Raw genomic sequence first — 25,965 nt, 5'->3', positions numbered from 1 at the left:
ACATACGTGGCGAAACCCCCTCCCCAGAGTGAATTCGCCCGCAAAAAAGATGGGCTACGATATCACAGCGACCGCTACGGAACAGCGGCGCCCACAGACAGGGAGGTGCTATGAGTATTCGCGATTGGCCGGCGGCGGAACGGCCGCGGGAGAGGTTGCTTGAACAGGGCGCGGGAAGCCTTTCGGATGCCGAACTGCTGGCGATCTTTTTACGCACAGGCGTGGTAGGTAAAAGTGCCGTAGATTTGGCAAGACACCTGTTGAATCAGTTTGGCAGCCTGCGTTTGCTGCTTGAGGCCGATCAGGAAACGTTCAGCAAGCAATTGGGGCTTGGACCGGCGAAATTTGCACAGTTGCAGGCTGCGCAAGAAATGAGCAGGCGTCATCTGGCCGAGCGTGCGCGCCAAAAATCGGCACTGGAGAATCCTCACGCGGTTCGCGAGTACCTGAAATCGATGCTGCGACACGAGCCGCACGAGGTATTTGGCTGCCTGTTTCTCGATTCCAAGCATCAGGTGCTGACGTTTGAGACGCTGTTTCGCGGCTCCATCGACAACACCAGTGTTCATCCGCGAGAGGTGGTCAAGCGCGCCTTGGCCAACAACGCAGCGGCATTGATCCTCTGCCACAACCATCCTTCGGGCAACACTGACCCCAGTCAGTCCGACCGGGTGCTGACCAAGCGCCTGCAAAAGGCGCTGGAGTTGATTGACGTGCGGGTGCTTGACCATTTCATCATCGGCGACGGCGATCCTCTGTCGATGGCGGAGTATGGGTGGATGTAGTGCATGGCCCCCGTAGGAGCGAGCTTGCCCGCGATGGTCGTGAACGATAACGCGGGTAGTCAGGCACCCTGCAGCGTTCTCGGGTTTATCGCGAGCAAGCTCGCTCCTACAGGGTTTTGTGTATGGCGGGTTATTTGATGTTGACCTTGGAGTAGTCCTGCCGCCCGAACGGGCTGACCGAGTACCCCTCGACATCCTTGCGCGTCAGCGCGAAGGCCGTCGGGTGAGCCAGGGGCAGCCACAGCGCCTGTTGCTGGATCTGCGCCTGCGCCTGTTCGTAGAGCTTGCTGCGCACACCTTGCTCGCCAGTGGTCTTGCCAGCGCTGATCAGCTTGTCCAGATCCTGGTTGCAGTAACGGGCGAAGTTGGTCCCGGACTTGACCGCGGCGCAGGAAAACTGCGGCGTGAGGAAGTTGTCCGGATCGCCGTTGTCGCCAGCCCACCCCATGAACAGCAAGTCGTGTTCACCGGCCTTGGCGCGGCGGATCAACTCGCCCCATTCGATCACACGTATTTCTGCCTGAATGCCGATTTCCGCGAGGTCAGACTGCAGCAGTTGCGCACCGAGGCTCGGGTTGGGGTTGAGCAGGCTGCCGGAAGGGCGGGTCCAGATGGTGGTCTGGAAGCCGTCCTTGAACCCGGCCTTGGCCATCAAGGCTTTGGCCTTTTCGATGTCGTGGGGGTAGCCCGGCAGGTTTTTCGCGTAACTCCAGGTGTTGGGCGGGTACGGACCGTTGGCCGCCTCGGCGGTGTCTTCGAACACGGCTTTGACATAGCTGGCCTTGTCGAAGGCAAGGTTGATGGCCTGACGCACTTCTGGTTTGTCCAGCGGCGGATGCTGGCTGTTGATGCCGACGAATGCGGTCATGAACGCGTCAGTCTTTACGACTTTCAGGGCCGGTTCTTTCAGCGCTTCCTGTACGTCCAGAGGCTTGGGCGACAGGGCGATCTGGCATTCGTTACGGCGCAATTTCTGCAGGCGCACGTTGGCATCCGGGGTGATGGCGAAGATCAGCGGGTCTACGGACGGTTTGCCGCCGAAGTATTCGGGGTTGGCTTTGTAGCGAACCGAGGCGTCCTTCTGGAAGCGCGTGAATACGAACGGCCCCGTGCCGATCGGCTGGCTGTTGAGCTTCTCCGGCGTGCCGGCCTTCATCAGTTTATCGGCGTATTCGGCCGAATAGATCGAGGCGAAGCCCATGCTCAGGGTCGCCAGGAAGGTCGAATCCGGGTGGTCGAGGGTGAAGCGCACGGTCTGCGGATCAAGGGCGTCGATCTTCTTGATCAGTGCAGGCAACTGCATCGATTGCGCATGCGGGAAGCCGCTCTGGGCGACTTTGTGCCACTCATTGGCCGGGTCGAGCATGCGGTCGAAGCTGAAAATCACGTCTTCGGCGCTCAGGTCACGCGTTGGGGTGAAGTACTCCGTTCGATGGAACTTCACCTGCGGGTGCAACTTGAAGACGTAGGTCAGGCCGTCGGTGCTGACTTCCCAGCTGTCGGCGAGGCTGGCGACCACTTTGCCACTGGCTGTGTCGAAGTCCACCAGGCGGTTCATCAGCACATCGGCCGAGGCGTTGGTGGTGGTCAGCGAGTTGTACTGCACCACGTCGAACCCTTCAGGGCTGGCCTCGGTGCAGACGCTCAGGGCGGCGGCAAAGGCCTGTGGGCTCAGCAGAAGCGGGGCGAGCAATAGCGGTAGGGCAGCGAGGCGCATGGTCGGCTTCCTTTACAGATCGAAGGCCCATCTGCAAGTGCAGTCTGGAAAAGGCTTACCCTAGTGGGCTCTTTTGTAAATGACTATCCCCTTTTTCATTTTAAGGGGACTATAGGCACCAGATTTTGCTGTGCAGCAGTTGAGCAAACTCCCTGGTTGGCTCGGTGAGCGATACTCAGCGACGAGCGGTCGCCATCGACGATAGCCTTTGTCCAAGAGGCTCGGAGCCCGGAAAACGGGGTTTTTGTGATTTCAACGCACACTGAATGTTGTTGCTCTTCAGTCTTTCTGGTATAAAGCAGCGCTCTTTTCTAGGGGCCCGGTTCCTTCACTGTAGGTGTAGCCGGTAAGACCTCTAAAGAAACGCGGCGCCTGGCGCCAAATGACTGAGAGATTAAGCGGCCAACCCATGCCGGGTTGGGCATGTGGTTTTAGAGGGCTGAGGCATGTCTAGAGTATGTCAAGTTACCGGTAAGGGTCCGGTAACCGGGAATAACATTTCCCACGCAAACAACAAAACCCGTCGTCGTTTCCTGCCGAACCTGCAGCATCACCGCTTCTGGGTTGAAGAAGAGAAACGTTTTGTGCGTCTGCGCGTATCTGCCAAAGGCATGCGTATCATCGACAAGCGTGGCATCACTGTCGTGCTGGCCGAACTTCGCCGCGATGGCAAGGTTTAAGGGAGCTAATCATGCGTGAATTGATTCGTTTGATTTCGAGCGCCGGTACTGGTCACTTCTACACTACCGACAAGAACAAGCGTACTACCCCGGACAAAATCGAGATCAAGAAATATGATCCGGTTGTTCGCAAGCACGTGATCTACAAAGAAGGCAAAATCAAGTAATTGATTTTTCCCTCTTACGAAAAAGGCCCGTATCGCGAGATACGGGCCTTTTTTGTGGAAAAAACTTCAGGTTTTTAGCCGCACTGGATGCTGACGATGATTTTGTCGGCATTGGTCAGCAGGCTGATGCGGCCTGGGACCCGCTTGCGGTCGGATGCAAACTTGGGCCCGGTCACCCGGACCGGGGCGCCATCGGCCTTGGCACGTACCTCTTCGAGCAATTCAGGGGTGTATAGCTGGCCAATGGTGTATTGAGCGACCGAAATGTCGCATTGATCTGTCGTGTCAGGCATGGTGCCTCCTTGCTGTATATCGGTGGATTACGTCTGGCTGCACAGCACTTCCTGTGCTGCCACTATCGACACTGAAGTAACGCAGTGCCAGCGAAAGTTTCGCCCATCCGAACTACCCATGTCTGACCGAGACCGTGACCAGCTGTGTCGAATCAGGCCTTTTGCTCAAACGCCACATAGATCTTGCGGCACGGCTCCAGCACTTCCCATGTGCCGCGAAAGCCGGCGGGGATCACGAAGCGATCGCCTACACGCAGGGTCTTGGCATTGCCATCGAGGTCACGCAGCACGGAGACGCCCTGCACGATTTCGCAGTATTCATGTTCGGTGAAGTTCACCGTCCACTGGCCGACAGCCCCTTCCCACACACCAGCGTTCAACTGGCCGCAGGGGCTGTTGTAATGGTTGTATACCGCTTGCTCGGGATCGCCCTTGAGCACTTTGGTTGGGTCAGGGCGGTAGCGTTCAGGCTCGGTAGTGGCCTGGCTGAAGTCGACGACGTTCTGGATGTTCATTGTTGTTATCCCTCCGTGTTTACGGCGCGAGTGGTTGGTCAGCCCAAAGTCTATGTTTATTAAAATGAACATCGCAAGGCCGTTTGCTAGCGTTATGTCAAATATATTGAAACTTCATGGGCGGCTGGTTTAGGGTGGTGGATGCCTTGGGCCGATAAGCAGGCTGCCGGGCAGAATTCCTGACAGCGCCCGCGAAGAACGCGGGTGTCGTATCAATAAGAGGAGGACACTCGCATGACCACCCTGACCCGTGCCGACTGGGAGCAACGTGCCCGCGACCTGAAAATCGAAGGCCGCGCCTATATCAATGGCGAATACACCGACGCTGTTTCCGGCGAGACCTTCGAGTGCATCAGCCCGGTCGATGGCCGTCTGCTGGGCAAGATTGCCAGCTGTGATGCCGCCGACGCCCAGCGCGCCGTGGAAAACGCCCGCGCCACCTTCAATTCCGGTGTCTGGTCGCGCCTGGCGCCGACCAAACGCAAATCCACCATGATCCGTTTCGCCGGCCTGCTCAAGCAGCACGCCGAAGAGCTGGCCCTGCTTGAAACTTTGGACATGGGCAAGCCAATCAGCGATTCCCTGTACATCGACGTTCCCGGCGCGGCGCAAGCCCTGAGCTGGAGCGGCGAAGCCATCGACAAGATCTACGACGAAGTCGCTGCAACCCCGCATGATCAACTGGGCCTGGTGACCCGTGAGCCGGTTGGCGTGGTCGGCGCCATCGTGCCGTGGAACTTCCCGCTGATGATGGCGTGTTGGAAACTCGGTCCTGCGCTGTCCACCGGTAACTCGGTGATCCTCAAACCGTCGGAAAAATCGCCGCTGACGGCGATTCGCATCGCTGAGCTGGCCGTCGAAGCCGGCATCCCGAAAGGCGTGCTGAACGTATTGCCGGGTTACGGTCACACCGTCGGCAAGGCCCTGGCCCTGCACAACGACGTCGACACCCTGGTGTTCACCGGTTCGACCAAGATTGCCAAGCAGCTGTTGATCTACTCCGGCGAGTCGAACATGAAGCGCGTCTGGCTCGAAGCGGGCGGCAAGAGCCCGAACATCGTGTTCGCCGATGCGCCGAACCTGCAAGACGCTGCCGAAGCGGCTGCCGGTGCCATTGCCTTTAACCAGGGCGAAGTTTGCACGGCCGGTTCGCGGCTGCTGGTGGAGCGTTCGATCAAGGATAAATTCCTGCCGCTGGTGATCGAAGCGCTGAAAACCTGGAAGCCGGGCAATCCGCTGGACCCGGCGACCAATGTTGGCGCGCTGGTCGATACCCAGCAGATGAACACCGTGCTCTCTTACATCGAGTCCGGTCATGCCGACGGCGCCAAGCTGGTGGCCGGTGGCAAGCGTACGCTCCAGGAAACCGGCGGCACTTACGTTGAGCCGACGATTTTCGACGGTGTGAGCAATGCGATGAAAATCGCCCAGGAAGAAATCTTCGGCCCGGTACTGTCGGTCATCGCATTCGACAGCGCCGAAGAAGCCATCGCGATCGCCAACGACACGCCGTACGGCCTGGCCGCTGCGGTCTGGACGGCCGACATTTCCAAGGCCCACCTCACTGCCCGCGCACTGCGTGCCGGTAGCGTGTGGGTCAACCAGTACGATGGCGGCGATATGACCGCACCGTTCGGTGGCTTCAAGCAGTCCGGCAACGGTCGCGACAAATCGCTGCATGCTTTCGACAAGTACACCGAGCTGAAGGCGACCTGGATCAAGTTGTAAGTCGGTGAGGGAGCTCGGAGGTTTAAGCCGGGCTCCTTAACGATGCAGATCCCCTGTGGGAGCGAGCTTGCTCGCGATAGCGGTGTAACAGTCGACTTCAATGTTGAATGTTGTACCGCCATCGCGAGCAAGCTCGCTCCCACAGTATTTTGTGTTGTACATAAAAATATCCACAGGAGTGTGGAACATGCGTTGGGCGACTTATTTCGCCGTTTTGGCATCTGTCCTGAGTGTCGGCCTGGCCCTGGGTGTCAGCATGCCGCTGGTGTCGTTTCGTCTGGAGAACTGGGGCTATGGCTCGTTTGCCATTGGCGTGATGGCGGCGATGCCGGCCATCGGTGTCCTGCTGGGGGCGAAAATCTCCAGCCATCTGGCGGCGCGATTCGGCACGGCCAATCTGATGCGCCTGTGCCTGTGGGCCGGGGCGGTTTCGATCGGCTTGCTGGCGCTGTTGCCGAGCTATCCGATCTGGTTGGTGCTGCGGCTGATGATCGGGGTGATCCTGACCCTCGTATTCATCATCGGTGAAAGCTGGATCAATCAACTGGTGGTCGAGCAATGGCGCGGGCGGCTGGTGGCGCTGTATGGCAGCAGCTACGCACTGAGTCAGCTGGCCGGGCCGGTGTTGCTGGGCTTGCTTGGCACTGAGCACGATTATGGTTTTTGGGTCGGCGTCGGTTTGCTGATGGCTGCTCCGTTTCTGTTGCTGGGGCGCAGTGGTGCGCCGAGCAGCGAGGCCAGCAGCGTGACCCTGCGTGATTTGCTTGAGTTCTGCCGTGGCCTGCCGGCGATCGCCTGGGCGGTGTCGCTGTTCGCCGCGTTCGAGGCGATGATTCTGACGCTGTTGCCGGTCTATTGCCTGCGCCAGGGCTTCACCACGGAGATCGCCCTGGCGATGGTCAGTACGGTGGTGGTCGGCGATGCAGTGCTGCAATTGCCGATTGGTGCGTTGGCCGATCGCTTGTCGCGCCGTGCATTGTTTACCGGCTGCGCAGTCGTTTTGCTGCTGTCGAGTCTGGCGATTCCGATGCTGATCGACACGCTGCTGATCTGGCCGCTGTGGGTGTTGTTCGGCGCCAGCGCTGGCGGGTTATTCACCTTGTCGTTGATCCTGATCGGCGAGCGTTATCGCGACGATGCGCTGGTGCGGGCTAACGCCCACATCGCCCAGCTGTGGGGGATTGGTTGTCTGGTCGGGCCGCTGTTGGCGGGCGCCGGCAGCCAGTGGATCAGCGGTCATGCGTTGCCATTGCTGATGGCGGTGGGGGCCCTGGGCGTGCTGATTGTGGTGTCGCGGCAAGGGGCGTTTGGTGTCGCGCAACCGGCATAGCTCAAAAGATAAAAAGATCGCAGCCTTCGGCAGCTCACAGGGGATCGCAATTCAATGTAAGAGCTGCCGAAGGCTGCGATCTTTTGAGGGTTCTACAGCATCCGCTCCAGCCCAACCGTATTGCTCAGCCACGCATTGAATCGCCGCCACGAACTCCCTGGCTCCTTGGTCAGGGTGTGCATTTTTCCATCGTCTTCGGTGGTCCAGACGATCTGACCGTTTTCCAGCGCCACCTGATAACTCAGGGGCGGCGCCATACCCTGCAGCGCCAGTTCACGGACCCGTACGGCTAACTCCGGACTGTCCACCAGCACGCCGACTTCGGTGTTCCACAGTACCGAGCGCGGGTCGAAATTGAATGAGCCGATAAAGGATTTCTGCTGGTCGAAGATCATCGCCTTGCTGTGCAGACTGGATTCAGAGCCGTAATGGGCGTTGCTGGAAAACAGATGCGGCCCGCTACCGCTGCCGCCTTCCTCGCCCGGTTGGCGACGCAATTCGTACAGCTTCACGCCGTGCTCCAGCAGCGCCCTGCGATAGGGTGCGTAACCACCGTGTACAGCGGGTACGTCCGTGGCTTCCAGTGAATTGGTCAGCAAACTCACCGAAACGCCAGCGTCGGCGCGCCCGGTCAGGTACACCAGCCCCGGTTGGCCGGGAACGAAGTAGGCTGAGATCAAGATCAGCTCTTTGCTGACGTTATTGAGTTCAGGTGCAAGTTGCGTGGTCAGGAGCAACTGCGGATCGGGCTCGCCCTTGGCCAGTACCTTGCTCGGCGCGTCCCACAATGCCTGGTTCCAGGCCCAGATCAGTTCGCGGCGCCAGATGTCCAGGCGCGGGTGCGTGGTGAAGGTCATCAAGTGTTTGTACAGCGCGTGATTCTGTTTGCGTGCTTGCGCCAGGGACTCTTCCAGTCGGGCGCGGGTGTTTTCCAGGTCCTGGGGGGTAGGTTTGCGCGACAGGAATTCGTCGATCGGTTTACTCAGGGCGCTGTTCCAGTACTGGTCGAAACTGTGCCCGAGTTGCTCGGCAACCGGACCGACACTGAGCATGTCGATGTCAGTGAAATTCATGTTGGGCTTGGCATCGTAATACTCGTCACCCAGATTGCGTCCGCCGACGATGGCCATGCTGTTGTCCGCCAGCAACAGCTTGTTGTGCATGCGTCGATGTTGTTGCGACAGATTGAACAGCCGGCCCACGGTACGGGTCACGCCGGTGCTGCGACCAAGATTCAGCGGATTGAACACGCGGATCTGAATTTTCGGGTGCGCGGCGAGGGTGGCGATGACGCGGTCCAGGCCGTCGCTGGCGGTATCGTCGAGCAGTACCCGCACCCGCACGCCCCGGTCGGCGGCCTTTAGCAATTCCTCGATCAACATGCGCGTGCTGATGCCGTCGTGCACGATGTAGTACTGCAAGTCGAGGCTGCTTTGGGCGTTGCGGATCAGTTCGGCACGGGCGGTGAAGGCCTCGGTGCTGTCCGATAGCAGGCGAAAACCCGATTGGCCCTTGTAAGGTGCAGCCTGTGCCTGGACCGAGCGACCGAATGCGGAGTCTGAAGCTGGCAGCGCCTGGCTCGGCACACGCTGAACGTCGAAGCTGGAGCAACCGCCCAGGAGCGTGGCGAGCAGCAGAAGAGCAAGCAGGGGCTGTCTGGCTCTCACGTAGGATCGTTCCGTTTGGCGGCGCAGATAGGCATATGGACGCTGATTCCCGAATAAAAGTCAGTCGCTGAGCTGATCGGTTTCCGCCAGCAGTTTGATCGCTGTCGCACCGACCTTGCGCACTGCGTCTTCGATCTGCGGTGTTGGTTTGGCAGCGTAGTTCATGCGCAGGCAATTGCGGTACTTGCCCGAGGCGGAAAAAATGCTGCCCACGGCAATCTGTACGCCTTGGTCGTGCAATGCACGATTCAGTTTCAGGGTGTCGAAACCTTCAGGTAGTTCGACCCACAGCATGAAGCTGCCTTGTGGGCGACTGGCGCGGGTGCCGGCCGGGAAATAGCGGGTCACCCAGTCGATCATCATGTCGCGATTACGCTGGTATTGCGTGCGCATTCGGCGCAAATGCGGTTCGAAGTGGCCACCTTTAAGGAATTCGGCGATGGCGATCTGCGGCTGTGGCGCGGTGGATCCGGTACTGATGTATTTCATGTGCAGCACCCGTTCCAGATAGCGACCGGGCGCGACCCAACCGATGCGCAGGCCCGGCGCCAGGGTCTTGGAAAACGAACTGCACAACAGGACACGACCGTCCTCGTCAAAGGATTTGATCGTGCGTGGGCGTGGATAGGTATAGGCCAGTTCGCCATACACATCGTCCTCGATGATCGCCACGTCAAACCGTTGTGCAAGCGTCAACAGCGCGCGTTTGCGCGACTCCGGCATGATGTAGCCCAGCGGGTTGTTGCAGTTGGGGGTCAACTGTATGACCTTTATCGGCCACTGCTCCAGGGCCAGTTCCAGCGCTTCGAGGCTGATGCCGGTCAGCGGATCGGTGGGGATTTCCAGGGCTTTCAGGCCCAGGCCCTTGAGGGTCTGCATCGCACCGTGAAAGCTCGGCGAGTCCACCGCGACAATGTCGCCGGGTTCGCAAATCGCGCGAACGCTGGTGGACAGCGCTTCATGGCATCCAGTGGTGACCACCAGTTCGCTGGCGCTCAGTTGGCAGCCGGAATCGAGCATCAGGCGAGCGATCTGTTCGCGCAGTTCGAGGTTGCCGTGGATGTTGTCGTAATACAGGCCGGGCATGTCCTGCCGCCGGCTGATTCGCGCCAGGTCGCGCAGCAGCGGCTTCATGGTCGCACTGGTGATATCCGGCATGCCGCGCCCCAGTTGCACCACGTCTTTGCGCGGCACGGCGCGGATCAATTCCAGCACCTGATCCCATTGAGAGATGTCCACCGGGCGCTGGGCCGGGCGACCGACCGCCGGCAAATCAGGCAATTCGCGACTGGCAGGAACGAAGTACCCGGACTTGGGCCGTGGCATGGCCAGCCCGCTGTCTTCCAGCACCCGATAGGCCTGCTGCACCGTACTCAGGCTGACGCCGTGCTCGACGCTCAGCGCCCGTACCGAAGGCAGTCGGTCACCGGGGCGATAGAAGCCCTGTTCGATACGCGTGCCGAGCAACTCGGCGAGGTTGACGTATAGGGTCATGGTGCAGCCTCGATGAGGGTGATTCGGATAACCGGTACAGATCTGGCAAAAAATCGGGATTCAGTGGCGGAATCGGCAAAGCTGTATGGAGTTAATACAGTAGCTTTGAATCTGTAATGCTTTTTGCCGCCCGCGCATCATGGAACCTCTGGCTACCCAAGTAAACAGGAGCATCCAAGATGAACGGTTTGAGCGATGTGCGGCTGACGTTACACAGTCAGGAAATGGCGGCAGAGCAGAACAACGGCGCGCGGGAGGCGAGCATGCGCAATGCCTTGTCCGGCCAGAGTCGTTGGGACCAGTTCTGGCGTCGCCTGCACACGCGCAAGGCCTTGCTGGCCCTGACGGCCGATCAGCTCAAGGATATCGGGCTGACGCGGGAGAGGGCGCAAGAGGAGGGGCTGAAGCCTTTCTGGCGGATCTGATTTTGGCGGCGTTCTTCAAGGCCTCATCGCGAGCAAGCTCGCTCCCACAAGGAACGGTGGTGAACGCAAATCTTGTGAACACCGCCAAACACTGTGGGAGCGAGCTTGCTCGCGATGGCGCCGGTACAGGCCCAGCTAAACCTTCAGACCAACTCTTTAAGCCGATGCCACAACATCCCCAACGCCAGCAACGGCGAACGCAAATGCTTGCCGCCGGGGAAGGTGATATGCGGCACCTTGGCAAACAGATCGAAGCCGCCGCTGTGCTGGCCGCTGATAGCTTCGGCCAGTAGCTTGCCGGCCAGGTGCGTGGTATTCACGCCATGGCCGGAATAGGCCTGGGCGTAGTACACGTTCGGCTGGTCCTTGAGTCGTCCGATCTGCGGCAGGCGATTGGCGCCGATGCCGATCATGCCGCCCCATTGGTAATCGATCTTCACTGCGCTCAACTGCGGGAAAACCTCGAGCATTTTCGGGCGCATGTACGCGGCGATGTCTTTCGGGTCGCGGCCTGAGTAATGGCAGGCACCGCCAAACAGCAGGCGCCGGTCTGCCGAGAGCCGGTAGTAGTCCAGCGCCACCCGCTGGTCACAGACCGCCATGTTCTGCGGTAGCAGGGCATGGGCCAGTTCTTCGCTCAATGGTTCGGTGGCGATGATGTAGCTGCCGGCGGGCAGGACTTTGCCGCTGAGTTGCGGATTGAGGTCGTTGAGGTAGGCATTGCAGCCCAACACCAGGGTTTTGGCGCGCACCGAGCCTTCGGCGGTATGGACCTTGACCTCGGGACCATAGTCGATGTGGGTCACGGCCGACTGCTCGAACAACCGGACCCCCAGTCGTTGTGCCGCTGTGGCTTCGCCCAGGGCCAGGTTCAGAGGGTGCAGGTGCCCCGACCCCATGTCGATCAGGCCACCCACATAGCGCGTGGAGCCGACCACGGTGTGCATCTCATTGGCTTGCAGCAAGCGGGTTTCGTAGCGATAACCGAGGCTGCGCAGTTCTTCGGCATCCTCGGCGAAACCTTCAAGGTCACGGGGCTTGTTGGCGAGGTCGCAGTAACCCCAGGTCAGGTCGCAGGGGATCTGGAAGCGCTCGACCCGTTGCCGGACGATTTCCACGGCTTCCAGGCCCATGAGTTTCATCTGCCGCACGCCTTCGACGCCGATGATGTTGGTGAATTGATCGAGGCCGTGGCCGACGCCGCGAATCAACTGCCCGCCATTGCGTCCGCTGGCGCCCCAACCAATTTTATGGGCTTCAAGCAACACCACGCTAAGGCCACGCTCGGCCAGCTCAAGCGCCGTGTTCAACCCCGAAAACCCGCCGCCCACTACACAGACATCGGCCAGCACTTCGCCTTTGAGCGCCGCAAGTTCGGGCTGCGGCAGGCTGCTGGCGGCGTAGTAGGAAGCGGTGTGGTTCAGGGCAGGCTGTTGAGCACGGGCATTCATGTGCGTGTTCCTGATTCTTGCGATTGGAAAACCTGGCGGAGCATAAGCCGGACCTTTCCGGGCGGGCAACATTGGTCGGCTGGTGCTGTCTGGATCGGAGCTTTTGCGTCAGAATCGCGCTCTATTCCGCTTTTGGTCACCGCTTCAATGAGCTGCAACAGCCAGACAATCCGTACCCTGCGCCAGCAGATTCCCTCGTTCGAGTGCGTGCCCGGCTGCCATGACTGCTGCGGGCCGGTGACCACCTCGCCGGAAGAAATGTCGCGCCTGCCACGCAAGACCCGCGCCGAGCAGGATGCCGCCATGGAAGAACTCAACTGTGTGCATCTGGGGCCGAATGGTTGCACCGTGTATGACGAGCGGCCGCTGATCTGCCGGTTATTCGGTACCACCAAGACCTTGCCGTGCCCCAATGGGCGGGGGCCGGTGGAGCTGATTCATCCACGGGTGGAGAAGCAGGTGTTCGAATACATGGCCAGCACTCGGCAGGTGTTGGTTTAAAATCTTCAATCCGGAATCGGCAAGGTCAGGCTCTCTTTCACCTCTTCCATCACGATATAGCTCTTGGACTCGCGCACATGGGGCAGCTTGAGCAGGATGTCGCCCAGCAATTTGCGGTACGAGGCCATCTCGGAGATCCGCGCCTTCACCAGGTAGTCGAAGTCCCCTGACACCAGGTGACACTCCAACACATGGGGCAATTTCAGCACCGCACGTCGGAACTCTTCGAAAGTATCGCCGGATTTGTAGTCCAGGCTGATCTCGACGAACACCAGCAGACTACCCTTCAGGTGCTGCGGATTGAGCCTGGCGTTGTAGCCCATGATGATCCCTTCGCGCTCCAGACGCCGGACCCGCTCAGTACAGGGCGTGGTCGAGAGCCCGACCTTTTCTCCAAGCTCCGTAAAGGAAATCCGCCCGTCCGCTTGCAGGATCCGCAGGATGTTGCGGTCGATCTTGTCCAGCTCACGTTTGGTCTGAGTGTTGGTACGCATAGGGGATGCGCCTCCGTGAAAAGGGTTTTTGCCGAGAATTGTCGCCAAATATAGGCGCTTATATAGTGAAAAGCACTGGCAGATCTTTTTTACACTGCGCGCATCTAAAGCTTTGAATAACAAACGTCAGCGGTTAGCCGCGATGAGGGATATGAAAATGCGCGTCATGGTCTTGGGTAGCGGCGTCATCGGTACCACCAGTGCTTATTATCTGGCCCGTGCCGGGTTCGAAGTAGTGGTGGTCGACCGGCAGCCGGCTGCTGCCATGGAGACCAGTTTCGCCAACGCCGGGCAGGTCTCGCCGGGCTATGCCTCGCCGTGGGCCGCGCCGGGCGTGCCGCTCAAGGCCATCAAGTGGCTGTTGCAGCGTCACGCGCCGCTGGCGATCAAGGCCACTGCCGACATCGACCAGTACCTGTGGATGGCACAGATGCTGCGCAACTGCACCGCTAGCCGTTACGCGGTGAACAAGGAGCGCATGGTCCGCCTGTCCGAGTACAGCCGTGACTGCCTCGATGAACTGCGTGCCGAAACCGGCATCGCCTACGAAGGCCGCAGCCTCGGCACTACCCAGTTGTTCCGTACCCAGGCCCAGCTCGACGGCGCGGCGAAAGACATCGCCGTGCTGAAAGAGTCCGGCGTGCCGTTCGAACTGCTCGACCGCGAAGGCATTGCCCGCGTTGAGCCAGCCCTGGCCAGCGTCACGGACATCCTCGCCGGAGCCTTGCGCCTGCCGAACGACCAGACTGGCGACTGCCAGATGTTCACCACCAAACTTGCAGAAATGGCCGCAAACCTCGGTGTGCAATTCCGTTTTGACCAGGACATTCAGCGCCTCGACTTCGCCGGTGATCGCATCAATGGCGTGTGGATCGACGGCAAGCTGGAAACCGCCGACCGCTACGTGCTGGCCCTCGGCAGCTACTCGCCGCAACTGCTCAAGCCGCTGGGGATCAAGGCGCCGGTGTACCCGCTCAAGGGCTACTCCCTGACCGTGCCGATCACCAACCCGGCAATGGCCCCGACTTCGACCATTCTCGACGAGACCTACAAGGTCGCGATCACCCGTTTCGACAACCGCATCCGCGTCGGCGGCATGGCTGAAATTGCCGGTTTTGACCTGTCGCTGAACCCGCGCCGGCGCGAAACCCTGGAGATGATCGTCAACGACCTTTATCCTCAGGGCGGCAATCTGGCCGAGGCCAGTTTCTGGACCGGCCTGCGTCCGACCACTCCGGATGGCACGCCGATTGTCGGCGCCACACCGTTCAAGAACCTGTTCCTGAACACCGGTCACGGCACGCTGGGTTGGACCATGGCCTGCGGCTCCGGTCGCTTGCTGGCTGACCTGATGGCGAAGAAAAAGCCACAGATCAGCGCCGAAGGCCTCGATATTTCCCGTTATGACAACAAAACCCAGGAGCCTGCAAAGCATGTCAGTCCAGCGCCAGCTCACCAATGAGCGCATGAGTCAGATCGTCACCTATAACGGCACGGTTTACCTGGCCGGACAGGTCGGCGATGACATGAGCGCCGGGATTGAACAGCAGACCCGCGAAGCCCTCGCCAACATTGAGCGTTTGCTCGATCTGGCAGGCACCGACAAGCACAATCTGTTGTCGGTGACGATTTACCTGAAAGACATCGACGCGCATTTCGAAGGCATGAACGCGGTGTGGGACAAGTGGCTGCCAAAAGGCGTCGCCCCGGCTCGTGCCACCGTTGAATCGAAATTGTGCGAACCGCAAATTCTGGTCGAGCTGTCGGTTGTCGCCGCTCTGCCATAAGCTTTCAGACAGATCCCTCTCCCGGTGCTGCTGGCGGTTCACGCCGTCAGCCAGCGCCGGTTTTTTTTCCCGATAACCCGACCAGAAGTCTGCCGCCATGCGTCCTGCCCGTGCCCTGATCGACCTTCAAGCCCTGCGTCACAACTACCAAGTCGCCCGTGAGCTCACGGGGGCCAAAGCCCTCGCAGTGATCAAGGCTGATGCCTATGGCCATGGCGCGGTGCGTTGCGCCCAGGCGCTGGAAGCCGAGGCGGACGGGTTTGCCGTGGCCTGCATCGAAGAGGCGTTGGAGCTGCGGGCGGCGGGCATTCGTGCACCGATCCTGCTGCTGGAAGGTTTTTTCGAAGCCGACGAGCTGGCACTGATTGTCGAGCATGATTTCTGGTGCGTGGTGCATTCGCTGTGGCAACTCGAAGCCATCGAGAAAGCGGTGTTGAGCAAGCCGATCACGGTGTGGCTCAAACTTGACTCGGGCATGCACCGGGTTGGCCTGCATCCGGCGGATTATCAGGCGGCCTATCAACGGCTGCTGGCCTGCGGCAAGGTCGCGAAAGTGGTGTTGATGAGCCACTTTGCGCGTGCCGATGAACTGCACGAGCAATCCAGCGCCGACCAGGTTGCGGTGTTCGAGGCCGCGCGCAATGGCCTGGACGCCGAGATCAGCCTGCGCAATTCGCCGGCGGTGCTCGGTTGGCCGCAGATTCCAAGCGATTGGGTGCGCCCTGGCATCATGCTCTATGGCGCCACGCCCTTCGAAGAAGCCAATGAAGTGGCTGCGCGCCTGCAACCGGTGATGACCCTGGAATCGAAAGTGATCAGCGTGCGCGAGCTGCCGGCCGGCGAGCCCGTCGGTTACGGCGCCAGATTCATCACCCCCAAACCGATGCGCATTGGCGTCGTGGCCATGGGCTACGCCGACGGCTACCCGCGTTCGGCACCGACCGGCACGCCGGTACTGGTGGCCGGGCAGCGCAGCCAGTTGATCGGCCGGGTATCGATGGACATGCTCTGCATCGACCTGACCGATGTGCCGCAGGCCGGCCTCGGTTCGACCGTCGAATTGTGGGGCAAAAACATCCTCGCCAGTGATGTCGCCCTGGCTGCCGGCACGATTCCATACCAGATATTCTGCAACCTGCGCCGAGTGCCACTGCTCTATTCCGGGGCTTAGTGCGCGGGGCTGCAGACCGGGAGTCGCCTCGCTGAGCAGGATTCAGGTCAAAGTGTTGTAAATACTGAACGCTGTCGCCATGATAACGCTCACTATTCCAACAATCTGAATCCTGGAGGCGCAAGCTTTGGACGTCGGTGAACGACTGCAATCCATCCGTAGGCTCAAGGGCCTGTCCCAGCGTGAGCTCGCCAAACGGGCGGGGGTCACCAACAGCACGATTTCGATGATCGAAAAGAACAGCGTGAGCCCTTCGATCAGTTCGCTGCGCAAGGTGTTGGGTGGGATTCCCATGTCCATGGTCGAGTTCTTTTCCGAAGAGATCCTGCAGGAAAAACCGACCCAGATCGTCTACAAGGCCAACGAGCTGATCGATATTTCCGATGGCGCGGTGACCATGAAACTGGTCGGGCGTGCCCATCCAAGCCGGGCGATCGCATTCCTCAATGAAATCTATCCGCCAGGCGCCGACACCGGTGACGAGATGCTCACCCATGAAGGCGAGGAAACCGGCATCCTGGTCGAAGGAAAACTGGAACTGGTGGTCGGTCTCGAAACTTTTGTCCTCGAAGCCGGCGATAGCTACTACTTTGAAAGTACCAAGCCACACCGTTTCCGTAATCCGTTCGATGTGCCAGCGCGACTAATCAGCGCAGCCACGCCGGCGAACTTCTAAGAAAAGAGGCGTCCTGCCAGCATCGCAGAGGCGCCCGGGCTGTTTTTCCGTCGCGGCCTAAGACCCCTCCGACTTTGGGGTTGTTTCAGTGCGACGGGCTTACCGCTATACTTGCGCCCGCCTGCGAACCGTGGCCGTAGGCGTGACTAGCCACCATTGAGGGTGAACGCGTGAACCTAATTATGAAAATGCTGGCTGCACCAGCAACCGTATTGGCCCTATGGGCTGTCAGTGTCAGCGCTCAGGCTGCGACCAACGACGAAATTGCCAAGCGCCTTGAGCCAGTCGGCCAGGTTTGTGTTCAGGGTAAAGAGTGCAAAGGGATGGAAGTGGCCACTGCCGCTGGCGGCGGTGGCGGTGCAAAAACCCCGGATGAAGTGATTGCAAAACATTGCAACGCTTGCCACGGTTCAGGCCTGTTGGGTGCGCCGAAAATCGGTGATGCCGCCGCCTGGAAAGAACGTGCCGATCACCAGGGCGGCCTCGACGGCATTCTGGCCAAAGCCATTACCGGTATCAATTCGATGCCGCCAAAAGGCACCTGCGCCGATTGCTCCGACGCCGAGCTCAAAGGCGCCATCCAGAAGATGTCCGGCCTGAAATAAGCCTGAGACTTGCTGCTGAAAAGCCGCTTTCGAGCGGCTTTTTTGTGCCTGCCGTTTCAATAAACACCGCTGATCTCTGTAGGAGCGAGCTTGCTCGCGAAGCGTTCAAAGGCGCCGCAGGGTGTCAGGTTCGCCGCGTTATCGTTGACGACCATCGCGAGCGAGCTCGCTCCTACAGGGCTGTTCATTGCGGCAAAGACCCGGCAAGCTCGTTCCATGCCCAAGTCATGGAGCGTGAGGGAGGATCCGATGGTTCAGCTGTGTTCTATCGAGCAGGCGGTCGATGACGTGCTGGCGCGGTTGCCGGTCCACATTCACATGGGCCTGCCCCTGGGCCTGGGTAAACCCAACCACTTCGTCAACGCGTTGTATCGACGTATCGCGCAACTGCCCGAGCGGCGGCTGACGATCTATACCGCGCTGTGCCTGGGCCGTCCGCCCTTGGGCGATGGTTTGCAAAAGCGCTTTCTCGAACCCTTTATCGAACGGGTTTTCGGCGATTATCCGGAGCTGGAATTTCTCGCCGACCTGCGTCGTGACCAACTGCCGGGCAACATCCACATCCAGCAATTCTTCATGCAGCCCGGCAGTCTGCTCAACAGTGCGGCGGCGCAGCAGGATTACGTCAGCAGCAACTACAGCCATGCGGCGCGGGACATCAACGCCGCCGGGTTGAACCTGGTGGCGCAATTGGTGGCCAGCGATGCCGAACATCCCGACCGCTTGAGCCTGAGCTGCAACCCGGACATCACCCTCGACCTGCTGCCGATGATCGCCAAGCGCCGCGCCGCCGGAGAAACCATCCTGATGGTCGGCCAGGTGCACAACGATCTGCCTTACATGCCCGGCGATGCGGAGCTCGGCATCGACACCTTCGACGTGCTGATCGACCAGAAGGACAACACCACGCTGTTCTCCACGCCGAACATGCCGGTGGGGTGTCAGGACCATTTCATCGGCCTGCACGCCAGCACATTGGTGCGTGACGGCGGCACCTTGCAGATCGGCATCGGTTCCATGGGCGATGCGTTGACGGCGGCGCTGCTGGCGCGGCAAGCCGACAACGACGGATACAGCGCTTTGCTGGCAGACGTAAACCTCGGCCACTGGGCGCAACTGATCGAGCGCGAAGGTGGCATCGAACCCTTTGCCAGAGGCCTGTATGGCTGCAGCGAAATGTTCGTCAACGGCTTGCTGGTGCTGGCCGATGCCGGGATCGTGCGGCGCAAGGTCTACCCGGACGTGGCGACCCAACAGCAGGCGAATGCCGGCACCCTCGACGAGACTGCGCAAACCGATGGCATCTCGGTGCACGGGGGTTTCTTCCTCGGGCCACGCAGTTTCTATGAACGCCTGCGCGAGTTGCCGCAGAGCAAGCGTCTCGAATTCAACATGACCTGCATCAGCTACATCAACGAGCTGTACGGCCAGGAAGAACTCAAACGCTTGCAGCGCCTCGATGCGAGGTTCATCAACACGGCCTTCACCGTGACGTTGCTGGGGGCCGCCGTGGCGGATCAGCTCGAAGACGGACGTGTGCTCAGCGGCGTAGGCGGGCAGTACAACTTCGTGGTTCAGGGCCATGCACTGCAAGGCGCGCGCTCGGTATTGCTGCTGCGCAGCTGGCGTGAATCCGGCGGCGACGTCAGCTCGAACATCGTCTGGGAGTATGGCCACTGCACGATTCCCCGGCACTTGCGGGACATCGTGGTCACCGAATACGGCATCGCCGATCTTCGCGGCAAAACCGACGCGGCAGTAATCGAGGCCTTGCTCAATATCAGCGACTCGCGTTTTCAGCCGGGATTGATCGAGCAGGCGCAGAAAGTCGGCAAACTGCCCAAGGACTTCTGTCTGGATCCGCGATTTACCGATAACAGTCCGCAGCGTTTACAGGCGATTCAGGCGCGGCATCCGCAGCTGTTTGCGGAGTATCCGCTGGGCTGCGATTTCACCGAGGTCGAGCGGGATGTGTTGCGGGCGCTGAACTGGCTCAAGAGCAAGTTCAAACTGAGCGAGGTGCTGGAATTGGGCAAGGCGGCGCTGGATGCGCCGGAGGCGGCAGCGTTCCCGAAGCATCTGGAGCGCATGCAGCTGGCCAACCCGGAGGGGATGAAAGAGGACTTGTATCAGCGGTTGCTGCTCACAGGCCTCAAGGCGACTGCGCAGTAACTGATCACCGAAAACAACTGTGGGAGCGAGCTTGCTCGCGATAGCGGTGTATCAGTCAATGAAGATGTCGACTGACACTATGCAATCGCGAGCAAGCTCGCTCCCACAGGGGATGTGCGTTGTGGCGGCTTTATTCGATAAAGGTCACGACACCATCAGCCAGCGACTTCACGCGGGCCAGGGACTCTACGCGATAACCCTGCGAGTCCAGTTCCGCACGGCCGCCCTGGAATGACTTCTCGATCACGATCCCCAAACCGGCAACGGTAGCGCCGGCCTGTTTGATGATCGAAATCAGCGCCTGGGACGCCTTACCGTTGGCCAGGAAGTCATCGATGATCAGCACGCGGTCGCTGCTGGTCAGGTGGCGCGGGGAGATCGCGACGGTGCTTTCGGTCTGCTTGGTGAACGAGTACACGGTTGCCGACAGCAGGTTTTCGGTCAGGGTCAGGGACTGGTGCTTGCGCGCGAAAATCACCGGCACGCCGAGGTTCAGGCCGGTCATGATCGCCGGCGCGATGCCCGAGGCTTCGATGGTGACGATCTTGGTGATGCCCGAATCCTTGAACAGCGTGGCGAATTCGTCGCCGATCAGCTTCATCAGGGCCGGGTCGATCTGGTGGTTCAGAAAAGCGTCGACTTTCAGGACCTGGTCGGAAAGCACGATGCCTTCTTCGCGAATTTTCTTGTGCAGGGCTTCCATGAAGCGGTCCTCTTTTGGCGCCTGTGCGCCGAAGGTCATGTAAAAGTGGTCAATTCTAGCGCTTTAACATCGCGCGTATATCCGCCAATGCGTTGTTGCCGCGCACGGCTTTGACTTCGGTCGGTGTGTCGTCGTTACCTTCCCAGGCCAGATCATCCGGCGGCAGCTCATCGAGGAAACGGCTCGGCGCGCAGTCGATGATCTCGCCGTACTGCTTGCGCTTGGCAGCGAAGGTGAAGGCCAGGGTCTGGCGCGCACGGGTAATACCCACGTAGGCCAAGCGACGTTCTTCTTCGATGGTGTCGGCTTCGATACTGGAACGGTGCGGGAGGATTTCCTCCTCCATGCCCATGATGAACACGTAGGGAAATTCCAGGCCCTTGGAGGCATGCAAGGTCATCATCTGCACGCCTTCGGCGCCGTCTTCCTCTTCCTGCTGACGCTCCAGCATGTCGCGTAGCACGAGTTTGCCGATGGCATCCTCGACGGTCATCTCGCCTTCTTCGTCTTTCTCCAGGGTGTTCTTCAACGCTTCGATCAGGAACCAGACGTTACCCATACGGTAGTCGGCGGCCTTGTCGCTGGAGCTGTTGGTGCGCAGCCAGTTCTCGTAGTCGATGTCCATGACCATGCTGCGCAGGGCCGAGATCGGGTCTTCGCCGGCGCACTGCTCGCGCACCCTGTCCATGAAGCGTTTGAAGCGCGACAGACGATCGGTGAAACGCGAGTCCAGATGCTCGCCCAGGCCGATCTCGTCGGTGGCGGCGTACATCGAGATCTTGCGCTCGGTGGCGTAGTTGCCCAGCTTCTCCAGCGTGGTCGAGCCGATCTCGCGGCGCGGCACGTTGATCACCCGCAGGAAGGCGTTATCGTCGTCCGGGTTCACGATCAGGCGGAAGTAGGCCATCAGGTCTTTTACTTCCTGACGTCCGAAAAAGCTGTTGCCGCCAGACAGGCGATACGGCACCTGATGATGCTGCAACTTCAGCTCGATCAGCTTGGCCTGGTAGTTGCCGCGATAGAGGATTGCGAAATCACTGTACGGGCGGTCGGTGCGCAAATGCAGACTGAGGATTTCCATGGCCACGCGCTCGGCCTCGGCGTCCTCGTTGCGGCAGCGGATCACGCGGATCTCGTCACCGTGGCCCATTTCACTCCACAGCTGCTTTTCGAATTCGTGGGGGTTGTTCGAGATCAGCACGTTGGCGCAACGCAGGATGCGGCTGGTGGAGCGGTAATTCTGCTCCAGCATCACCACTTTCAAGGACGGGTAGTCGTCCTTGAGCAGCATCAGGTTTTCCGGGCGAGCGCCGCGCCAGGCGTAGATCGACTGGTCGTCGTCACCTACCACGGTGAACTGGTTGCGTTTGCCGATGAGCATTTTCACCAGCAGGTACTGGCTGGCATTGGTGTCCTGGTATTCATCGACCAGCAGGTAGCGCACCTTGTTCTGCCACTTTTCCAGGATGTCGGCGTGCTCTTCGAACAGCTTCACCGGCAGCAGGATCAAGTCGTCGAAGTCCACCGCGTTGAACGCCTTGAGCGTGCGCTGATAGTGGGTGTAGACGATGGCGGCAGTCTGCTCCTTGGGGTTGCGCGCGTTTTCCAGGGCCTGGGCCGGCAGGATCAGGTCATTTTTCCAGGCGCCGATCATGTTCTTGATCTCGTCGACGCCGTCGTCGCCCGAGTATTCCTTCTGCATGATGTCGGTCATCAGGGCTTTGACATCGGTCTCGTCGAAGATCGAGAAGCCCGGTTTGTAGCCCAGCCGCACGTGTTCCTTGCGGATGATGTTCAGGCCCAGGTTGTGGAACGTGCAGACCGTCAGCCCACGACCTTCACCGGCACGCAACAGAGTGCCAACCCGTTCCTTCATCTCGCGGGCAGCCTTGTTGGTAAAGGTCATGGCGACGATGTACTGGGCGCGAATGCCGCAGTTCTGGATCAGGTGCGCGATTTTGCGCGTGATCACGCTGGTCTTGCCGGAGCCGGCGCCGGCGAGCACCAAAAGAGGGCCGCCGACGTAGCTCACGGCTTCTTGCTGCCGGGGATTGAGTCGGGACATAGGTAAATTCAGGAGTCAGTCACAAAATGGGCCGGCATTTTAACAGGCTCAGCGAATTGTGCTGCTCTGTCCGACTTGTGACGTACCACGCTATCTGTAATTGCCGGTTTTGTTACTTTCACGCAGGATGCGTAATGAATTTGCGGCTAATGTTCGTAATTCCAGATGCAAAGGGCCCGATTTGATAACTGATGTCATTGTCATTAGTTATCGGAACGGCATAATGCCCGTCGCCTATATCTTTGCAGAGTCTAGGGAGCTAGCTTGTCTACGCCTGTCGAACCCTTGCGTTTGCTGCTACTGGCTCAAGAGCCAGCGTGGGCAGCGTTGTTGCGCGAGTGTCTGGCTCCTATGGGGAACTCGGCCGTGCTCATCAGTGCGCCGAGTTGGGAGTCGGTCAGCAGCCTGTTCGATGACAACCGCAGCGCGGTGTTATTGACCATCCCGCAACTTCAACCGGCGCCGGGCCGTTGCAGCCTGCCGACGGTGTTGCTGCTCGACCATGAGCCGCTGACCCCGCCCGACGGTGTGAGTGACTGGCTGGTGCGCGATCTGCTCGATACCGGCATGTTGCGCCGCTGCCTGCGCCATGTGCGCGAGCGTGGCGTCCTGGAAAACACTCTGCAACGCCTGGCCGAGCAAGATCCGCTCACTGGCATCGCCAATCGCCAGGGCTTCCAGACCCTGCTGACCGCGCGGCTGGCGGAAAACGACGGGCGCGGCCTGGCCCTCGGTCATCTCGACCTCGACAACTTTCGTTATGCCAACGATGCCCTTGGCCATCAGGCCGGTGACCGTTTGATTCTGCAAGTGGTGGCGCGGCTCAAGAACCAGCTCGAGGCCGGCGATCAATTGGCGCGCCTGGGCAGCGATGAGTTCGCTTTGCTGATCGACACCCGTCGCGCTCCCCAGCGTGCCGAGTGGATGGCCGAACGCATCAGCGAAGCATTGGCCGAACCTTATTGGGTCGACGGCGAAAGCCTGCTGATCGGTTCCAGCCTGGGCATCGCCTACGCCCGGGCCCAGACCGATGCGGATCCGCTGATGTGGCATGCACATATCGCCATGCAGCAGGCCAAAAGCACCCAGGGCTGCACCTTTCACATTTTCAACGAACGCATCAACCGCAATGCCCGCAGCATCGCCGACCTCGAAACCGAGCTGCGTCGGGCGCTGCGCCGCGATGAGCTGGAACTGCACTACCAGCCACGGTTGAACCTCGAAGACGGGCAGATCGTCGGCCTCGAAGCTTTGGTGCGTTGGCGGCATGCCGAGCGCGGCTTGCTGGCACCGAGCGAATTCGTGCCGCTGGCTGAGCAAAGCGGTCTGATTGTCCCGCTGGGTTACTGGGTGATTTCCCGGGCCTTGCGCGACATGCAGGCGTTGCTTGAGCTGGGTTTGCCGCCGTTGCACATGGCGATCAACCTGTCGTTCCGGCAGTTCCAGGACAGCCAGTTGTTGTCGACCCTGAGTCGCCTGATTGCCGAGCGTGGCGTCGAGGCGCAGTGGCTGGAGTTCGAGCTGACCGAAACCGCGGTGATGCGCCGCAGCGATCTGGTCAAGCAGACCATGGACGCTCTCGGGCGTCTTGGTGTGCGCTTCTCTCTCGACGACTTCGGCACCGGTTTCTCGTCCTTCGTGCACCTCAACAGCCTGCCGATCACCTTGCTGAAGATCGACAAGAGCTTTGTCGGCGGCATGGAACAGCGTGAGGAAAACCGCAAGCTGGTCCACGCGATGATCAACCTGGCGCACAACCTCAACCTTGAGGTGGTCGCCGAAGGTGTGGAAACACCGGAGCAACTGGATCTGCTGCGCGGGTTTGAATGCGATCAAGTGCAGGGATATCTGATCAGCAAGCCATTGCCGTTGGCTGAGCTGGTGGAGTATCTGGCGTTTGGCAGCAATCAGCAGTCGATGCTGGAAATCGTGAGTTAAAAACCCCACGACCCCCTGTAGGAGTGAGCCTGCTCGCGATGAGGCCAGGTCAGTCAACATTCATGTCGGCTGATAGTTCGCTATCGCGAGCAGGCTCACTCCTACAAGGGATATGAGTCTGTCTGAGCGACCTCGAAGCGCTGCTCTGACGTCGTGTCCCGCTTGATCATCCGCTTCATCTTCCATTCAAACCCCAGCGTCAGGCTCACCGCCGCGCACGCCAGCCCCAGCGCCAGGCCCCACCAGACGCCCGTTGGTCCCCAGTCCAGGTGGAACGCCATCCACCACGCCGCCGGTGCGCCGATCAGCCAATAGCAACCCAGGCCGACGAGGAAAGTGGTCTTGGCATCCTTGAGTCCGCGAATGCAACCCATGGCAATGGTTTGCACGCCGTCGAACAGCTCGAACCAGGCCGCCACCGCCAACAGGCTCACGGCAAGGTTGATGACATCGCGAAACGCCGGGTCGTTGTGGTCGAGAAACAAACCGACCAACTGGTTTGGCAGCAACCAGAAGACCATGGCGAAACACAGCATCGCCGCCGCCCCGAACGCAATGCCGACTCGCCCGGCCAGCCGCGCACCCAGCAGTTGCCCGGCGCCGTAGTGCTGGCCGATGCGCATGGTGATGGCATAAGAAATACCCGCCGGGACCATGAACGCCACAGAGACGATTTGCAGGGCGATCTGGTGCGCGCCCAGTTGCGTGCTGCCCATGGTGCCCATGCACAGCGCGGCGAAGGCAAACAGCCCGACTTCCACGGCATAGGTGCCGCCAATCGGCAAGCCCAGACGCCACAGCTCCTTCAGGTACTGGCGGTTCAGTCGCGACAGGCCCTGGCGCAGCGGATAGGCCTCATAAGCCGGATGCCGACGAATGTGCCACGCCAGTGCGATTGCCATGAGGTTGGCGACAATCGCAGTCACGAGCCCGATACCCATCAGCCCCAGTTTCGGCAGGCCGAACATGCCGGTGATCAACGCATAGTTGAGCAAAAAGTTGGCAACCGTCCCGCCCACGCTAATCACCATCACCGGCGTCGCACGGCCAATGGCGCTGGTGAACCCGCGCAGGGCCATGAAGCTCAGGTAGCCGGGCAGGGCGAATGGCAGGAAGATCAAAAACTGCCCGGCCATCTGAACGTTGCTTTCGGTCTGGCCGAACAGCAGCAGCACCGGTTTGAGGTTCCACAGCAGTAAACCGGCGGCCAGCGCCATCAGCCATGCCAGCCACAACCCGGCTTGGGTCAGCCGGGTAGCCCCGACAATATCGCCGGCGCCCTGACGGATCGCCACCAGTGTGCCGACCGCCGCGATCACGCCGATGCAGAAGATCGACACGAACGAATAGGTTGCCGCACCGAGCCCACCACCGGCCAGCGCCTCGGGACTCAGGCGCGCCATCATCAGGGTGTCGGTGAGGACCATCAGCATGTGCGCCAACTGCGAGGCAATCAACGGCCCCGCCAGCCGCAGGATGGCCCGCAGTTCAGTACGTGCTGGATGCTGCATGATCATCACGCTCGATTGTCAGAGAAAACAGGAAGCGTCGATTCTCGGCGCTCTGCGGGGTTTGCACAAAGGGATAAAAAGGATGGGTGG

At 60.1% G+C, this 25,965-nt stretch carries 24 protein-coding genes; 14 read left to right on the top strand and 10 right to left on the bottom strand.

What is annotated here, in order from left to right; translation table 11 throughout:
- The first annotated feature begins 110 nt into the window (after nt 1-110).
- Nucleotides 111-785: a RadC family protein gene (gene radC, locus ACM6IK_RS19490; protein ID WP_218431783.1), complete on the top strand. Its 675-nt coding sequence runs from the start codon at nt 111-113 to the stop codon at nt 783-785.
- Nucleotides 786-915: 130 nt separating this feature from the next.
- Here radC and ACM6IK_RS19485 read toward each other — a convergent pair whose 3' ends face one another.
- Nucleotides 916-2,502, bottom strand: coding sequence for an ABC transporter substrate-binding protein (locus ACM6IK_RS19485; RefSeq protein ID WP_414875633.1), 1,587 nt, complete (start codon nt 2,500-2,502; stop codon nt 916-918).
- A 446-nt stretch (nt 2,503-2,948) separates the two neighbouring features.
- On the opposite strand from ACM6IK_RS19485, the gene rpmB reads away from it, so the two are divergent.
- Nucleotides 2,949-3,182 (top strand): 50S ribosomal protein L28, encoded by a 234-nt coding sequence (gene rpmB / locus ACM6IK_RS19480; RefSeq protein ID WP_007975166.1) that lies wholly within the window; start codon nt 2,949-2,951, stop codon nt 3,180-3,182.
- Between the two features lie 11 nt (nt 3,183-3,193).
- On the top strand, nt 3,194-3,349 hold the full coding sequence (gene rpmG, locus ACM6IK_RS19475) for a 50S ribosomal protein L33 (RefSeq protein ID WP_003177274.1): 156 nt from the start codon (nt 3,194-3,196) through the stop codon (nt 3,347-3,349).
- A 74-nt stretch (nt 3,350-3,423) separates the two neighbouring features.
- Here the strand turns inward: rpmG and ACM6IK_RS19470 are convergent, their stop codons facing one another.
- Both ACM6IK_RS19470 and ACM6IK_RS19465 read right to left on the bottom strand, forming a co-directional pair.
- Nucleotides 3,424-3,642: a peptidase inhibitor gene (locus ACM6IK_RS19470; RefSeq protein WP_414875632.1), complete on the bottom strand. Its 219-nt coding sequence runs from the start codon at nt 3,640-3,642 to the stop codon at nt 3,424-3,426.
- Nucleotides 3,643-3,794: 152 nt separating this feature from the next.
- Nucleotides 3,795-4,157 (bottom strand): cupin domain-containing protein, encoded by a 363-nt coding sequence (locus tag ACM6IK_RS19465; protein ID WP_223544733.1) that lies wholly within the window; start codon nt 4,155-4,157, stop codon nt 3,795-3,797.
- 234 nt (nt 4,158-4,391) lie between these two features.
- Here ACM6IK_RS19465 and ACM6IK_RS19460 point away from each other — a divergent pair, with 234 nt between their 5' ends.
- The gene (locus tag ACM6IK_RS19460) at nt 4,392-5,885 is read left to right on the top strand and encodes an aldehyde dehydrogenase (RefSeq protein ID WP_007996504.1); all 1,494 of its coding nucleotides are present in this window, start codon (nt 4,392-4,394) and stop codon (nt 5,883-5,885) included.
- A gap of 187 nt (nt 5,886-6,072) precedes the next feature.
- Nucleotides 6,073-7,215 (top strand): MFS transporter, encoded by a 1,143-nt coding sequence (locus ACM6IK_RS19455; protein WP_414875631.1) that lies wholly within the window; start codon nt 6,073-6,075, stop codon nt 7,213-7,215.
- 92 nt (nt 7,216-7,307) lie between these two features.
- On the opposite strand, the gene ACM6IK_RS19450 is transcribed toward ACM6IK_RS19455, so the two are convergent.
- Together ACM6IK_RS19450 and ACM6IK_RS19445 are read right to left on the bottom strand one after the other, a co-directional pair.
- A complete protein-coding gene (locus ACM6IK_RS19450; RefSeq protein ID WP_414875630.1) occupies nt 7,308-8,882 on the bottom strand; it encodes a phospholipase D family protein in 1,575 nt (524 codons plus the stop codon).
- A 60-nt stretch (nt 8,883-8,942) separates the two neighbouring features.
- Nucleotides 8,943-10,376 (bottom strand): PLP-dependent aminotransferase family protein, encoded by a 1,434-nt coding sequence (locus tag ACM6IK_RS19445; protein WP_218431775.1) that lies wholly within the window; start codon nt 10,374-10,376, stop codon nt 8,943-8,945.
- Between the two features lie 179 nt (nt 10,377-10,555).
- Between ACM6IK_RS19445 and ACM6IK_RS19440 the strand changes: the two genes are divergently transcribed.
- On the top strand, nt 10,556-10,801 hold the full coding sequence (locus ACM6IK_RS19440; protein WP_414875629.1) for a DUF1127 domain-containing protein: 246 nt from the start codon (nt 10,556-10,558) through the stop codon (nt 10,799-10,801).
- Nucleotides 10,802-10,944: 143 nt separating this feature from the next.
- On the opposite strand, the gene ACM6IK_RS19435 is transcribed toward ACM6IK_RS19440, so the two are convergent.
- On the bottom strand, nt 10,945-12,252 hold the full coding sequence (locus tag ACM6IK_RS19435) for an NAD(P)/FAD-dependent oxidoreductase (protein WP_414875628.1): 1,308 nt from the start codon (nt 12,250-12,252) through the stop codon (nt 10,945-10,947).
- A 147-nt stretch (nt 12,253-12,399) separates the two neighbouring features.
- Between ACM6IK_RS19435 and ACM6IK_RS19430 the strand changes: the two genes are divergently transcribed.
- Nucleotides 12,400-12,753 carry a YkgJ family cysteine cluster protein gene (locus tag ACM6IK_RS19430; protein WP_007975156.1) on the top strand — a complete coding sequence of 118 codons (354 nt, stop codon included), beginning with the start codon at nt 12,400-12,402 and terminating at the stop codon, nt 12,751-12,753.
- 5 nt (nt 12,754-12,758) lie between these two features.
- On the opposite strand, the gene ACM6IK_RS19425 is transcribed toward ACM6IK_RS19430, so the two are convergent.
- On the bottom strand, nt 12,759-13,247 hold the full coding sequence (locus ACM6IK_RS19425; RefSeq protein ID WP_007975155.1) for an Lrp/AsnC ligand binding domain-containing protein: 489 nt from the start codon (nt 13,245-13,247) through the stop codon (nt 12,759-12,761).
- 157 nt (nt 13,248-13,404) lie between these two features.
- Between ACM6IK_RS19425 and dadA the strand changes: the two genes are divergently transcribed.
- The 6 genes from dadA (at nt 13,405) to ACM6IK_RS19395 (ending at nt 19,658) form a co-directional block, all read left to right on the top strand.
- The gene (gene dadA, locus ACM6IK_RS19420; RefSeq protein ID WP_414875627.1) at nt 13,405-14,709 is read left to right on the top strand and encodes a D-amino acid dehydrogenase; all 1,305 of its coding nucleotides are present in this window, start codon (nt 13,405-13,407) and stop codon (nt 14,707-14,709) included.
- Nucleotides 14,681-15,034, top strand: coding sequence for a RidA family protein (locus ACM6IK_RS19415; RefSeq protein WP_414875626.1), 354 nt, complete (start codon nt 14,681-14,683; stop codon nt 15,032-15,034). Before dadA ends, ACM6IK_RS19415 begins: the two co-directional genes overlap by 29 nt.
- 97 nt (nt 15,035-15,131) lie before the next feature.
- Entirely contained in the window at nt 15,132-16,205 is a 1,074-nt protein-coding gene (alr, locus tag ACM6IK_RS19410) for an alanine racemase (protein ID WP_414875625.1), read from the top strand.
- A gap of 127 nt (nt 16,206-16,332) precedes the next feature.
- Nucleotides 16,333-16,881: a cupin domain-containing protein gene (locus ACM6IK_RS19405; protein ID WP_008023455.1), complete on the top strand. Its 549-nt coding sequence runs from the start codon at nt 16,333-16,335 to the stop codon at nt 16,879-16,881.
- 182 nt (nt 16,882-17,063) lie between these two features.
- Nucleotides 17,064-17,486: a c-type cytochrome gene (locus ACM6IK_RS19400; protein ID WP_108217220.1), complete on the top strand. Its 423-nt coding sequence runs from the start codon at nt 17,064-17,066 to the stop codon at nt 17,484-17,486.
- A gap of 249 nt (nt 17,487-17,735) precedes the next feature.
- Nucleotides 17,736-19,658 carry an acetyl-CoA hydrolase/transferase C-terminal domain-containing protein gene (locus tag ACM6IK_RS19395; RefSeq protein WP_414875624.1) on the top strand — a complete coding sequence of 641 codons (1,923 nt, stop codon included), beginning with the start codon at nt 17,736-17,738 and terminating at the stop codon, nt 19,656-19,658.
- Between the two features lie 130 nt (nt 19,659-19,788).
- Here ACM6IK_RS19395 and ACM6IK_RS19390 read toward each other — a convergent pair whose 3' ends face one another.
- Nucleotides 19,789-20,361, bottom strand: coding sequence for a xanthine phosphoribosyltransferase (locus ACM6IK_RS19390; RefSeq protein WP_046038985.1), 573 nt, complete (start codon nt 20,359-20,361; stop codon nt 19,789-19,791).
- 55 nt (nt 20,362-20,416) lie between these two features.
- Nucleotides 20,417-22,426 (bottom strand): DNA helicase Rep, encoded by a 2,010-nt coding sequence (gene rep / locus ACM6IK_RS19385; RefSeq protein WP_007989511.1) that lies wholly within the window; start codon nt 22,424-22,426, stop codon nt 20,417-20,419.
- Between the two features lie 264 nt (nt 22,427-22,690).
- On the opposite strand from rep, the gene ACM6IK_RS19380 reads away from it, so the two are divergent.
- A complete protein-coding gene (locus ACM6IK_RS19380; protein WP_414875623.1) occupies nt 22,691-24,364 on the top strand; it encodes a putative bifunctional diguanylate cyclase/phosphodiesterase in 1,674 nt (557 codons plus the stop codon).
- 101 nt (nt 24,365-24,465) lie between these two features.
- On the opposite strand, the gene ACM6IK_RS19375 is transcribed toward ACM6IK_RS19380, so the two are convergent.
- Nucleotides 24,466-25,875: a NorM family multidrug efflux MATE transporter gene (locus ACM6IK_RS19375; RefSeq protein ID WP_414875622.1), complete on the bottom strand. Its 1,410-nt coding sequence runs from the start codon at nt 25,873-25,875 to the stop codon at nt 24,466-24,468.
- Nucleotides 25,876-25,965 lie beyond the last annotated feature (90 nt).

The organism is Pseudomonas sp. IT-196MI5, from assembly GCF_949767415.1.
Classification (GTDB): Bacteria; Pseudomonadota; Gammaproteobacteria; order Pseudomonadales; family Pseudomonadaceae; genus Aquipseudomonas.
The sequence above is the reverse complement of the archived record's forward strand: the minus strand, read 5'-3'. Positions and strand labels throughout refer to the sequence as shown.

Bases quoted from the DNA above. Each gene is read 5' to 3' on its own strand.
- radC (WP_218431783.1), top strand. From the start codon at position 111: ATGAGTATTCGCGATTGGCCGGCGGCGGAACGGCCGCGGGAGAGGTTG.
- ACM6IK_RS19485 (WP_414875633.1), bottom strand. From the start codon at position 2,502: ATGCGCCTCGCTGCCCTACCGCTATTGCTCGCCCCGCTTCTGCTGAGC.
- rpmB (WP_007975166.1), top strand. From the start codon at position 2,949: ATGTCTAGAGTATGTCAAGTTACCGGTAAGGGTCCGGTAACCGGGAAT.
- rpmG (WP_003177274.1), top strand. From the start codon at position 3,194: ATGCGTGAATTGATTCGTTTGATTTCGAGCGCCGGTACTGGTCACTTC.
- ACM6IK_RS19470 (WP_414875632.1), bottom strand. From the start codon at position 3,642: ATGCCTGACACGACAGATCAATGCGACATTTCGGTCGCTCAATACACC.
- ACM6IK_RS19465 (WP_223544733.1), bottom strand. From the start codon at position 4,157: ATGAACATCCAGAACGTCGTCGACTTCAGCCAGGCCACTACCGAGCCT.
- ACM6IK_RS19460 (WP_007996504.1), top strand. From the start codon at position 4,392: ATGACCACCCTGACCCGTGCCGACTGGGAGCAACGTGCCCGCGACCTG.
- ACM6IK_RS19455 (WP_414875631.1), top strand. From the start codon at position 6,073: ATGCGTTGGGCGACTTATTTCGCCGTTTTGGCATCTGTCCTGAGTGTC.
- ACM6IK_RS19445 (WP_218431775.1), bottom strand. From the start codon at position 10,376: ATGACCCTATACGTCAACCTCGCCGAGTTGCTCGGCACGCGTATCGAA.
- ACM6IK_RS19440 (WP_414875629.1), top strand. From the start codon at position 10,556: ATGAACGGTTTGAGCGATGTGCGGCTGACGTTACACAGTCAGGAAATG.
- ACM6IK_RS19435 (WP_414875628.1), bottom strand. From the start codon at position 12,252: ATGAATGCCCGTGCTCAACAGCCTGCCCTGAACCACACCGCTTCCTAC.
- ACM6IK_RS19430 (WP_007975156.1), top strand. From the start codon at position 12,400: ATGAGCTGCAACAGCCAGACAATCCGTACCCTGCGCCAGCAGATTCCC.
- ACM6IK_RS19425 (WP_007975155.1), bottom strand. From the start codon at position 13,247: ATGCGTACCAACACTCAGACCAAACGTGAGCTGGACAAGATCGACCGC.
- dadA (WP_414875627.1), top strand. From the start codon at position 13,405: ATGCGCGTCATGGTCTTGGGTAGCGGCGTCATCGGTACCACCAGTGCT.
- ACM6IK_RS19415 (WP_414875626.1), top strand. From the start codon at position 14,681: ATGTCAGTCCAGCGCCAGCTCACCAATGAGCGCATGAGTCAGATCGTC.
- alr (WP_414875625.1), top strand. From the start codon at position 15,132: ATGCGTCCTGCCCGTGCCCTGATCGACCTTCAAGCCCTGCGTCACAAC.
- ACM6IK_RS19400 (WP_108217220.1), top strand. From the start codon at position 17,064: ATGAAAATGCTGGCTGCACCAGCAACCGTATTGGCCCTATGGGCTGTC.
- ACM6IK_RS19395 (WP_414875624.1), top strand. From the start codon at position 17,736: ATGGTTCAGCTGTGTTCTATCGAGCAGGCGGTCGATGACGTGCTGGCG.
- ACM6IK_RS19390 (WP_046038985.1), bottom strand. From the start codon at position 20,361: ATGGAAGCCCTGCACAAGAAAATTCGCGAAGAAGGCATCGTGCTTTCC.
- rep (WP_007989511.1), bottom strand. From the start codon at position 22,426: ATGTCCCGACTCAATCCCCGGCAGCAAGAAGCCGTGAGCTACGTCGGC.
- ACM6IK_RS19375 (WP_414875622.1), bottom strand. From the start codon at position 25,875: ATGCAGCATCCAGCACGTACTGAACTGCGGGCCATCCTGCGGCTGGCG.